The 10,547-nt window shown below is 63.4% G+C and carries 10 protein-coding genes, 1 tRNA gene and 2 pseudogenes; 11 read left to right on the top strand and 2 right to left on the bottom strand.

Annotated features, from left to right (window positions below):
• The 7 genes and pseudogenes from B3D39_RS16335 to B3D39_RS16305 form a co-directional block, all read left to right on the top strand.
• A partial coding sequence (locus tag B3D39_RS16335) for a cytochrome c (protein ID WP_286789887.1) occupies positions 1-352 on the top strand: 352 nt, incomplete at its 5' end.
• A gap of 345 nt (positions 353-697) precedes the next feature.
• Complete coding sequence (locus B3D39_RS16330) at positions 698-2,026, top strand: acetamidase/formamidase family protein (RefSeq protein ID WP_273072429.1); 1,329 nt, start codon at positions 698-700, stop codon at positions 2,024-2,026.
• A 119-nt stretch (positions 2,027-2,145) separates the two neighbouring features.
• Positions 2,146-3,129 (top strand): thiamine pyrophosphate-dependent dehydrogenase E1 component subunit alpha, encoded by a 984-nt coding sequence (locus tag B3D39_RS16325; RefSeq protein ID WP_240497805.1) that lies wholly within the window; start codon positions 2,146-2,148, stop codon positions 3,127-3,129.
• Between the two features lie 43 nt (positions 3,130-3,172).
• Positions 3,173-4,189, top strand: a complete 1,017-nt coding sequence (locus B3D39_RS16320) for an alpha-ketoacid dehydrogenase subunit beta (RefSeq protein WP_081875082.1) — start codon at positions 3,173-3,175, stop codon at positions 4,187-4,189.
• Between the two features lie 30 nt (positions 4,190-4,219).
• On the top strand, positions 4,220-4,456 hold the full coding sequence (locus tag B3D39_RS16315; RefSeq protein ID WP_038148951.1) for a biotin/lipoyl-containing protein: 237 nt from the start codon (positions 4,220-4,222) through the stop codon (positions 4,454-4,456).
• Between the two features lie 2 nt (positions 4,457-4,458).
• Positions 4,459-5,208, top strand: coding sequence for a lipoate--protein ligase family protein (locus B3D39_RS16310; protein WP_414718020.1), 750 nt, complete (start codon positions 4,459-4,461; stop codon positions 5,206-5,208).
• A 41-nt stretch (positions 5,209-5,249) separates the two neighbouring features.
• Positions 5,250-5,615 (top strand): annotated as a pseudogene (locus tag B3D39_RS16305) (IS66 family transposase); the annotation flags it as partial.
• A 32-nt stretch (positions 5,616-5,647) separates the two neighbouring features.
• On the opposite strand, the pseudogene B3D39_RS16300 reads toward B3D39_RS16305, so the two are convergent.
• Both B3D39_RS16300 and B3D39_RS16295 read right to left on the bottom strand, forming a co-directional pair.
• A pseudogene (locus B3D39_RS16300) lies at positions 5,648-6,130 on the bottom strand (IS66 family transposase); the annotation flags it as partial.
• 373 nt (positions 6,131-6,503) lie between these two features.
• The gene (locus tag B3D39_RS16295; RefSeq protein WP_274963466.1) at positions 6,504-7,379 is read right to left on the bottom strand and encodes a hypothetical protein; all 876 of its coding nucleotides are present in this window, start codon (positions 7,377-7,379) and stop codon (positions 6,504-6,506) included.
• Between the two features lie 278 nt (positions 7,380-7,657).
• Here B3D39_RS16295 and B3D39_RS16290 point away from each other — a divergent pair, with 278 nt between their 5' ends.
• From B3D39_RS16290 to B3D39_RS16275, 4 genes are all read left to right on the top strand, one after another.
• The gene (locus B3D39_RS16290; RefSeq protein ID WP_274963468.1) at positions 7,658-9,220 is read left to right on the top strand and encodes an ABC transporter permease; all 1,563 of its coding nucleotides are present in this window, start codon (positions 7,658-7,660) and stop codon (positions 9,218-9,220) included.
• Positions 9,221-9,268: 48 nt separating this feature from the next.
• Positions 9,269-9,344, top strand: a tRNA-Thr gene (locus B3D39_RS16285).
• A gap of 36 nt (positions 9,345-9,380) precedes the next feature.
• Positions 9,381-10,070 carry a MotA/TolQ/ExbB proton channel family protein gene (locus B3D39_RS16280; protein WP_274963465.1) on the top strand — a complete coding sequence of 230 codons (690 nt, stop codon included), beginning with the start codon at positions 9,381-9,383 and terminating at the stop codon, positions 10,068-10,070.
• Between the two features lie 10 nt (positions 10,071-10,080).
• Complete coding sequence (locus tag B3D39_RS16275) at positions 10,081-10,464, top strand: ExbD/TolR family protein (RefSeq protein WP_286789886.1); 384 nt, start codon at positions 10,081-10,083, stop codon at positions 10,462-10,464.
• Positions 10,465-10,547: the final 83 nt, after the last annotated feature.

Raw genomic sequence — 10,547 nt, 5'->3', positions numbered from 1 at the left:
ACGTGCCGCTCAGACACCGCTTACGTCGATCGAGCAGGCCAGCAAGGATATTATTTCGGCCCTGATCGCTGGAGACGACGCCCGCGTCGCGAGTCTGGCACAACAGATCCATGACAGTTTCATCCTGCAGCAATCCATGACGCCGCAAGACAAGCAGGATCTGAAGGCTGCCGTTCCCAAGGAATTCGTTACCCGGGACCAAGCCTTTCACCAACTTTCGACCGATCTTGCTCAAGTGGGCCGCGATGGCGACCGGGAGGCGCAAAATGCGACATTCAGCCAAATGATCGGGGCCTGCACCGCCTGCCACACACGCTATGCAACCGATCGCTTTCCAATGCTTGCTAAATAAACCGGCTGTCGCGGCGGCAAGAGCTTTCCCTGGTGTGAGAGGGCCTGCTGACAGGGGGCCTGAGGGTAGCAGGGCCGACCGATGGGGGATGGTGTCCGTTGGATCACCACGGCGGCGCGATGTCTCTAGCCTTGTTAACATGCGCAGCCGGTCAAACCAATTGACTCGCCGTTATTTCAGTCCGAGGATGAAGCTGACTGGTAGCGCCGTTCTAGGTCACGAGTCGCTTTTCGTGGTCGCAGTCTTTGGACACTCATGCTTGCTGCGAACGCCGCTGTCACAGATTCCGTTCAACCAGGTGCTGGTCGCGACCTGACCGGCACCTATCCGAGATAGGAGACACCCGTGGCAAAAGATCAAACCGAAGACGGCCCCCGCACAGCGCAGCGCAGTCTTGTCGTGCAGGAGTTTACCAACGGCATTTTGGACCCATCCCAGCCAATGCTTGGCCCGGTTGAAGATGGCGGCACGATCATCGCCAATACCGCACCGGGATGCTGGGGGCCGATGATTACTCCGCGTCTGCGCGGCGGACACGAGGTGACGAAGCCCGTTTACGTGAACGGTGCAGAGCCCGGCGATGCGCTGGCGATCCGGATCCGCGACATCACCGTAACCGCCATCGCCACGGCTTCGGGTCACGATTCCTCACCCGAAGGGTTCTGTCTTGGCGATCCCTATGTGGCGGCCCGCTGCCCGCATTGCGACACGCTCTGGCCTGAAACCCATGTCGAAGGGATCGGACCGGACGCGGTGCGCTGCGACAATTGCGGCAATCCCGTCAAGCCGTTCGAGGTGGTTCACGGATATACCGTCGTGTTCGACGAGACCCGCAGTGTCGGGGTGACCATGCCCAAGAAGGCGGCCGAGAAGATTGCGCATAATGCCGAACATTACGCAGCGCTGCCCGATCATTCGGTTCAGCACCCCATCCTCGTCTATGCGCCCTCTGACATGCCCGCAGTGATAGTGCGGATGCGACCGTTTCTCGGGCAACTGGGCACGACGCCGTCGATGCCGTTGCCAGACTCGCATAATGCGGGTGATTTCGGCTCGGCCTTGATTGGCGCCCCGCACCAATACGCGGTGACGGCTGAGCAGTTGGATGAGCATCGCACAGACGGACACATGGATATCGATGCGGTGCGCGACGGCGCGATCCTGCTGACTCCGGTCAAAGTGCCGGGGGCGGGCGTTTATATCGGCGACATGCATGCGGGGCAGGGCGATGGTGAGATCGCGGGGCACACGATGGATGTGGCTGGCAGCGTCACATTGCAGGTCGAGGTGATCAAGGGGCGCACCCTTGCCGGTCCGGTGCTGTTTCCCCGGCTTGACGATCTGCCCCCCATGGCGCGACCCTTCAGCGCCGATGAAAAGGCGAAAGCCATCGCACTGGCGCGGGAATGGGATATCGACCAGTTGGAGGAAACGGCTCCGATTTCGGTTATCGGCACTGGCCCGACACTCAATCAGGCGATCGAAAACGGGCTGGGTCGCGCCGCCGACCTGCTTGGCATGACGGTCCCCGAAGTGCGAAACCGCGCCACCATCAACGGGGCTATCGAAATCGGTCGTGCGCCGGGCGTCATTCAGGTGACATTCCTTGCGCCGCTGTCTGCATTGGACGCAGCCGGCATCGGAAAATTCGCGCGCGAGCAATACGCGTTGTAGCTCGAAAGAGATGACACGGCGGCAGTCTGCAATGACCTATATCAAAGCAGGCTGCCGGATCCCGGTTAGCGTTAACGGGTTCGCGCGCTCGCACGAAAGTTACCGATCGGAGGACTCACATGAAACCGACGAAAGAGCAATTACTATGGATGTATGAAACCATGGTGGTCAGCCGCCGCTTCGAAGAAGCGATCGAGAAGGTTTATCTTGAAGGCAAGACCCCGGCGTTCAACATGGCCAGCGGCCCGATACCGGGCGAGATGCACCTGTCGAACGGCCAAGAACCGGTCGCAGTCGGCGTTTGTGCACATCTGGACGCTAGGGACACCGTGACAGCAACCCACCGTCCGCATCATCAGGCGATTGCCAAAGGGGTGGATCTAAACAGGATGGCCGCCGAGATATTTGGCAAAGCGACCGGATTGTCGGGTGGCCGGGGTGGCCACATGCACCTGTTCGATCCGGCGGTGAATTTCGCCTGTTCGGGCATTATCGCCGAAAGCTGTGGTCCGGCGTGTGGTGCCGCGCTGTCACGCAAGCTGCAGAAAAAGCCGGGGATTGCGGTCGCCTTTCTGGGCGAGGGTGCGGCCAACCAAGGCGCGTTTCACGAGGCTCTCAATCTCGCGGGCGTCTGGAAACTTCCGGTTGTTTTCGTGATTGAGGATAATTCCTGGGGCATTTCGGTTCCCAAATCCGAGGCGACAGCCGTGGCGCGCAATGATGTGCGCGCGGCGGGCTACGGTATGCCCGGTCATTACATCCCCGGCAACGATCCCTATGCGATCTTTGACATCGCGGGGCAGGCCATCGCGCGCGCCCGCGATGGCGAGGGCCCAACGCTGATCGAAATCGAAACCTATCGGTTGGCGGGGCATTTCATGGGCGATGCAGAGCAATATCGCCCGAAGGGTGAGAAGGAAGCGCTGTTTGCCAAGGATCCGATCCCCAAAATGCGCGAACGCCTGATCGCCGAGGGCCACGCTGCCGAGAGCCTGGACACGCTGGAAAAGCGCGCCGAGGCCCGCGTGGCCGAAGCGATCTCTTTTGCCCGCGACAGCGAATATGCGCCGGAAACCGATGCGTTGACCGCCGTTTTTGTTTGATTTTCCGACCTCCACAAATCTGTGGCATGAAAGGATTTGACCCATGCTTGACCAGCCAACAAACGAACGCCGTCTGACCATAGCGCGTGCGATGGCCGAGGCGATGCAGCAAGAGATGCAACGTGACCCCACTGTCTTTTTGATGGGCGAGGATATCGGCGGCTTCGGCGGCATCTTCGGCAATACCCGCGGCCTGTTCGAGGAATTCGGCAAGGAGCGCGTGCGCGACACCCCGATTTCCGAAACCGGCTTTATCAGCGCCGCCGTTGGCGCGGCGATGGACGGGATGCGGCCTGTCGTCGAACTGATGTTCGTCGATTTCTTCGGCGTCTGCTTTGACGCGATCTACAATCAGATGGCCAAGAACACCTATTTCTCGGGCGGAAACGCATCCGTTCCAATGGTGCTGATGACTTCGACGGGGGGCGGTTATTCGGATGCGGGCCAGCATTCGCAATGTCTTTACGGCACCTTCGCGCATCTGCCGGGCATGAAGGTCGTCTCGCCCTCGAATGCCTATGACGCCAAGGGGCTGATGACCGCTGCGGTCCGCGACGACAACCCTGTGATCTATATGTTTCACAAGGGGTTGCAGGGGATGGGCTGGTTGAGCACCGAACCCGGCGCCACCGTCAACACGCCCGAAAGCGATTATAGCGTCGAGATCGGCAAGGCGAAGGTCGTGCGCGAGGGCCGCGATGTGACGCTGGTGGGCCTTGCAATGGGGGTCCATAATGCGCTGAAGGCCGCCGACAGGCTCGCCGAAGAGGGCGTGAGCGCCGAGGTGGTTGATCTCGTGTCGCTGGTTCCGCTTGATCGTGAGACGGTGATCAATTCGGTCGCCAAAACCGGGCGTCTGATCGTGGTCGACGAGGATTATCACAGCTATGGCGTCTCGGGCGAGATCATAGCCACCGTGACCGAGCATGACATCTCAAAGCTCAAGGCGTCTCCGGCACGCGTCACCTATCCGGACGTGCCGATCCCTTATGCCAGACATATGGAGCAACTCTGTCTGCCCAATCCCGACAAGATCATCGCCGCATACCGCAAAATGTAATTCGGGACAATCAAATTTAGGAGTGGGCGCATGGCGACCGAGGTGAAGGTGCCGCAGGATTTGTGGCAGGACGACGGTATGGAAGCCGTTATTACCAACTGGCTGGCAAGCGACGGAGCGACCGTGCGAAAGGGGGCGTTGATCGCTGAAATCATGGTCGAGAAATCGCAGTTTGAAGTGACCGCGCCCGCCGATGGCGTTCTGACGATCACGAAACAGGCCAACGACATCGTGCGCAAGGGGGACGTGATCGGGACGATCGCGTGACCATGACAGCGCCGGACAGTCCGGTGCGAGAACTGGCGCTTGCCGACGCACTGGACTGGGAGGCCGCACGCTTGGGCGACATTGCGGCCGGGCGTTGCGGTGCCGCTGCCCTGCTTTGGTCTTGCGAGCGCGCGCTGGTTGCGCCCGCAAGCCTCAGCCGACAACCCGGGTTCAAGCGCGCATGTTCACGCGCCAATGACGCAGGCTGGCCGGTTCATCTGCGCGCCACAGGCGGCGATCTGGTGCCGCAGGGCCCTGATATTGTGAACTTGTCGCTGTTGTTCCGCGCGCCTCCGGGCGCAGCTTTCGGGCTTGAGGATGCCTATAGGCAACTAACCTCGCCGATTTGCGAGGCTCTTTCTGATGCAGGCATAAGCGCGAGATATGGGGCCGTGCCGGGGGCCTTTTGTGACGGACGATTCAACATCACGATAGCGGGGCGAAAGTTCGCGGGAACTGCACAACGCTGGCGCCCGATGGCGGATGGAAATGCAGTTCAGAGTCATGCCCTGATGCTCATGCGCTCTTTAGACGGGAATACGGTCGCGACGCTGAACCGTTTCTATCATGATTGCGGCATAGACCGCGTTATTGATGCCGGTGCACATGTCGGATTGCATGACCTGCTTGCGAAGGACACAGACGCGCGCGCGCAGCACCGTATCCTGCGCATGATCGCTGTGCGGGCGCATGCATCGGAGGCCCACGCCCCGGCTGCAAACACAAGGGTTCTGTCGCGACATCTCGGGTGAAAAGGGCGAGTTGGCAACGCGGCTTTGCACGCTGATGCGCATGGCGGCCCGACCGCGCCGGGGAGAACGCGGAGAAGATTTTGCGCGGCTTCGACGGCATCCTGCAACTCGATGGCTACCAGGGTTACAACCGTTTGACGCGTCCCACCCGCAAGCGTCGCGACCCGGTCCGCGTGGCGCATTGCTGGGCCCACGCGCGGCGTAAGCTGAAGGAGGTCTTCGACCGCGACGGCTCCGAGATCGCCGCCGAGGGGCTGCGCCGCATCGCCGAATTCTACAAGGTCGAGGCCGACATCCGCGGCACGGCGCCGGGACAGCGGCTCGAGGCCCGGCAGGCGCGCCCAGCGCCCCTCGTGGACGAGTTCGGTGAATTGCTACAACAGCAACGTCTGCGTATCTCCGCCAAGTGTAACCGCCCGGTTGATACCGCGGCTTGAACCTACGGGGTCCAGTTCCACGGCAACAATTCGTCGAGCCGGTTGATCTTGTGATCATGGATGCGGTCGAGCACGTCGGTCAGCCAAGACTGTGGATCAAGTCCGTTCATCTTTGCCGTCTCGATCAGTGTCATAGCCCGCGCCAGGGTCTCGCCGCCGCTGTCTGACCCGGCAAACAGCCAGTTCTTCTTTCCGATGCCAATCGGGCGCATGGCGCGCTCGGCGGGATTGTTGTCGATGCCGATCCTTCCGTCTTCGAGATAGAGTTCGAAGGACGACCAGCGGGAGAGCCCATAGCGGAACGCTTTGGCGAGATCACCCTTGCCGGGAAGGCGCGTGAGCTGGGCCTCGGCCCACGCCCTGAAGGCGTCGACCTTGGGTCTGGAATGCTGTTGTCGCGCGGCTTGTCGAAGCTCGGGCGACTGACCGGCAATCTGCCGTTCAACATCATAGAGTTTCCCGATCCGATCGAGAGCCTCCCCTGCGAACATAGGGAATGTTAGCAGTATTTAGTTCGCTAATGCGTCTTCGATTTGCTTGGTCTCTGTTCAAAAACTCTGTTTCTAAATGCTTATGAGCAGAAGGGAGCAACCGAGAAACGCGCGAAGCTCTCCACATAGCGCAGCGCGTTTCTCGGTTTTGTTTGGAGTTCTCTGCTACTAGATGCGCTACTCTTGGCAGCGTGAACAAACGGGCGTGAACATGAACAAATTCGGTAGATTATGTCTTGTAAGTCGCGAGGAATAAATGATAAAAATGACAATGAGCAATGGTAAGGTATACATAAAGTCGGCGCTGGGGATGGGCTGAGCGCCATTGCGCGCCGGACGATGATCCGGCGCGAACCGCGCCCTTTGCTTAGGGGGCGATGAATTCCACACCGGGCATCCGCGCGATCGCGGCGACGTCGGCATCGTATTGCGCGGTGATCTCGTCGACCAGCTCATCGGTCCAGCCCGGCAGCGGTGCCTCGATCTCGAGCGCCTCGGGCTGGGCGTATTTGTCGAGGAAGGCCGCCACGATCTTGCGCCGGTGCAGAACCGATTTCGGCGGGTTCGCGTCGAAATAGCTGCGCAGCCGTTCGATCCCCTCCTCGGGCATGATCTGACGCAGCACCATCATGTCGCCCTTGAGCGCCTGATCCTCCGGCAGCCCGCCGACCGAACGCAGCACTTCGGGCCAGATCAGTGGCAAATCCTCGTTGCACCAGATCACGAAGCGCCGCCCGCCCGCGGCTTCCACCATCTGACGGATCAGGGGGTCCCAACGCAGCTCGCGCGGGTCGTGGCCTTCCATGATCTGCTCGTAACTGCGCTTGGGCAGCCGCGCGACCAGTTGCGGGATCAGGCTCGCGGGGTTGATCAGCGCGAGATGAAACTCGGTCTCCGCATCGGGAAAGAGGTTGGCGAGCGGCGCGAGCTTGCCCGGCGCCATCGCATAGAAGCCGCGCTTGGTGATCACCCGCTCGGGGATGCACAGGAAAAACGCGTGGCTGAAAACCAGCCGATCCAGCACTGGAGCCTCGGTGCTCGCCTCGATGATCGCGTCCTGCACATCCTGCGGCGCAGGCCCGCCTTTCAGCGAGACCAGCGCATCGCGCAGCACCATCCGGTAGCTGCGGGGCGCGGGCACGGCGATGCGGTGAGACTCGAGGAGCCGCTCGTTGCTCGAAAGCGCGCCCACGATGCGATCTTCATCGGTCGAATGCGCTCCGAGATGGAAAACGACTTTCATTCTGCGCGCCTCAATATCGTCTGGCTGGTCAAGCCCTTATTGTTGCTGCTCACTCTAGCCGCTCCGTTCTGGACAGGCAAATGTGTTTCGGGGTAGGAGGGGCGAGACAATTCCGACAAAACTGATCGGGAAAACCCGTGCCCAAATCCGCTCAATCCCTCTCGGTCCCTCCTGCGCCGGCCTTGCGCGGGCGCTTGCGTGCGGCGGGTGGGCTGTGGTCGCTCGGGGCCGTGGTGATCGCGGTGCTGGTGCTGGCGCCGATCCTGGCTGTCGGGTGGATGGCGCTCGATCCGCGCGACAATATCTGGCCGCATCTGATCTCGACGGTGCTGCCGCGCTACCTGATCAATACGGCAGTGCTGACGGGCGGCGTGGGGCTTCTGGCCTCCGCCATCGGGGCGGGGGCTGCGTGGCTCGTGGTGATGTATCGCTTCCCGGGGCATCGCATATTGCAATGGCTGCTGCTTCTGCCGCTCGCGATCCCGGCTTATGTCGGCGCTTACGCCCTCACCGATTTCCTCGACTATTCCGGCCCGGTGCAGACCGCCATGCGCGGCGCTTTCGGCTGGGCCTCGGCGCGTGACTACTGGTTCCCCGAGATCCGCTCGCGCGAGGCGGCGGTGGTCGTGCTGTCGGCCGCGCTTTACCCCTATATCTACCTGATCACCCGGGCGGCCCTGCGCGAGCAATCCGGCGCCAGCTACGAGGTCGCCCGCGCCCTCGGCACCGGGCCTTGGGGGATGGTCTGGCGCGTGGGCCTGCCGCTTGCGCGTCCCGCCATCGCTGCAGGCGCCGCGATCGCGATGATGGAGACGGTGGCGGATTTCGGCGTCGTCGATCATTTCGGCGTGCAGACCCTGACGACGGGCATTTTCTCGACATGGCTTTCGGGCGGCAATGCGGGCGGGGCGGCGCAGCTCGCGCTGGTGATCCTCGGGATCGTCCTCGCGCTTCTTATGCTTGAGAAGCTTTCGCGCCGCCGCGTCCACTATTACCAAAGCGCGCGTCAGGCCCGCCCAGTGCAGCCACAACGCCTGAAAGGTGTGGCTGGCTGGGTGGCGACGCTGGCCTGCGTTCTCCCGGTGGCTTTGGGCTTCGTGCTGCCGGTCGCGGTGATGGGCGGTCATGCGCTCGCCAATCCCCAGGCGTGGTTCGGCCGGGGCCTCGGGCTTGCGCTGTGGCACACGATACTGACCGGAGGGGCGGCGGCCGCGATCACGGTGACGCTCGCGCTGTTCATGGTCTACGGGGTGCGCCTGTCGGGGCAGCGCCTGCCGCGCGCGGTGCTGCCGCTGACGACACTGGGCTATGCCGCGCCGGGGGCGGTGCTGGCGGTCGGCATCCTGATCCCGCTCGCCGGTCTCGATCACATGCTGGCCGACACCGTGCTGGCGATCACCAGCCACGATCCCGGGCTGCTGCTGACGGGCTCTGCCTTTGCGATCATCCTCGCCTATGTCGTGCGATTCTTCGCCATCGCCCAAGGCGCGAGCGACGCCGCCTTCGGGCGCGTGCCGCCCTCGCTGCCGATGGCGGCGCGCTCGCTGGGTCGCACACCGGGCGGCGTCCTGCGCAGCCTCTACTTGCCGCTGATGCGCGGCTCGGTCGGCTCGGCGTTGCTTTTGGTCTTCGTCGATTGCGTGAAGGAGCTGCCCGCGACGCTGCTGCTGCGCCCGTTCAATTTCGAGACGCTGGCCACGCGCACGCAGGAAAAGGCGAGCCTCGAGAATCTGGGCGATGCCTCGCCTGCCGCACTTCTGGTCTGCGCGGTGGGGCTGGTCGCGGTCGCGATCCTCGCCCGCGCAGATCAAGCCCGCGCCGATCTTGCCCGTTCCCGCTGAGCGGCGTCTTGCGCGAATTTCCAAGCCGCGCTATTGCGGGCCCGTCACGCCGGCGTAGCTCAGTTGGTAGAGCGTCTGATTTGTAATCAGGGGGTCGGGGGTTCGAGTCCCTCCGCCGGCACCACCTCACCGCGCCTGTGGGCGTGCATTGGAGGGCGCGATGGAAGCTACCGCTCAGATTTCCGGAGCTCTTCCGGGGCGCATGTTCGATGCGCTCGTACTGGGCGGTCCGGCGATGTGGGCGATTGCGGCGCTGTCCGTGATCTCGCTCGCGGTGATCATCTGGAAAATCTGGGATCTGCTGGCCGCCGGCGCGTGGTCGGGCGGGGCGCATAGCCAGGCGGCGATTGCGGCTTGGGCGGCAGGCGATCCCGACAGGGCCGAGGCGGCTTTGGCCGGGCGGCGCTCGTTGCGCGCGCAGCTGGCCCGAGCGGCGATGGCGAGCCTGCGCGATCCGCAGCTCGATCGGGCCGGGGCGGAGGCCGAGACCGGCCGCGTCGCGCGCGATCTGCTGGCGCGCGCACGCTCGGGGCTGCGGGCGCTGGAACTGGCCGTGGTGATCGGCCCGCTTCTGGGGCTTCTGGGCACGGTCGCGGGGATGATCGCGGCCTTCCGCGCCTTGCAGGAGGCAGGCGTTCAGGCCGATCCGGCGACGCTTGCAGGCGGCATCTGGGAGGCGCTTTTGACGACGGCGGCGGGCATGGCGGTGGCGATCCCGGCGCAGATCGCGCTGTCGGGCTTCGACGCGGTGGTCGACCGTCTGCGCCACGACATGGAAGACGCCGCGACCCGCATCTTCGCCCGCGCGCCCGCCACGCTCACCGAGCGGCCCCGCGCCGCCGCCGAGTGAGGCGCGCGCGATGTTCGCCTTCGGTCAACCGCGCCCCCGCCGCCGCCCGGCGCTGACGCCGATGATCGACGTGGTCTTCCTGCTTCTGGTGTTCTTCATGCTCGCCTCGCGCTTCGGGGTGGAGCGCACGCTCGACCTGACCTTGGGCGGCGGTACGGCGGGCGCGGAGTGGTCCGGGCCGCGGCGTCTGGTCGATGTGGGCGAAGGCGGTACGGTCAGCCTGAACGGGCAGGTGGTCGCGCTCTCCGATCTGGCAGGCGCGCTGCAGCCGCTGATGGACCAACCCTCCGATCCGGTCGTGCTGCGTCTGAAAGAGGGCGATCTGAACGCGCTGACCCAAGTGATCGAGGCGTTGCGCGGCGCGGGGCTGAGCAATCTGGTGCTGGTGCCATGAGGCTTTTCAGCGATCCGCCGCGGCGCAGCTTGCCCGAGCCGCTCTTGCCGATGATCAACGTGGTCTTTCTGCTGCTGATCTTC

This window comes from Thioclava sp. UBA3469 (genome assembly GCF_002378135.1).
GTDB classification, from domain to species: Bacteria; Pseudomonadota; Alphaproteobacteria; order Rhodobacterales; family Rhodobacteraceae; genus Thioclava; species Thioclava sediminum.
This window is presented reverse-complemented; position numbering and strand designations above follow the sequence as displayed.

Bases quoted from the DNA above. Each gene is read 5' to 3' on its own strand.
- B3D39_RS16280 (WP_274963465.1), top strand. From the start codon at position 9,381: ATGGAAGCTACCGCTCAGATTTCCGGAGCTCTTCCGGGGCGCATGTTC.
- B3D39_RS16325 (WP_240497805.1), top strand. From the start codon at position 2,146: ATGAAACCGACGAAAGAGCAATTACTATGGATGTATGAAACCATGGTG.
- B3D39_RS16275 (WP_286789886.1), top strand. From the start codon at position 10,081: ATGTTCGCCTTCGGTCAACCGCGCCCCCGCCGCCGCCCGGCGCTGACG.
- B3D39_RS16310 (WP_414718020.1), top strand. From the start codon at position 4,459: ATGACAGCGCCGGACAGTCCGGTGCGAGAACTGGCGCTTGCCGACGCA.
- B3D39_RS16320 (WP_081875082.1), top strand. From the start codon at position 3,173: ATGCTTGACCAGCCAACAAACGAACGCCGTCTGACCATAGCGCGTGCG.
- B3D39_RS16290 (WP_274963468.1), top strand. From the start codon at position 7,658: ATGGCGCTCGATCCGCGCGACAATATCTGGCCGCATCTGATCTCGACG.
- B3D39_RS16315 (WP_038148951.1), top strand. From the start codon at position 4,220: ATGGCGACCGAGGTGAAGGTGCCGCAGGATTTGTGGCAGGACGACGGT.
- B3D39_RS16295 (WP_274963466.1), bottom strand. From the start codon at position 7,379: ATGAAAGTCGTTTTCCATCTCGGAGCGCATTCGACCGATGAAGATCGC.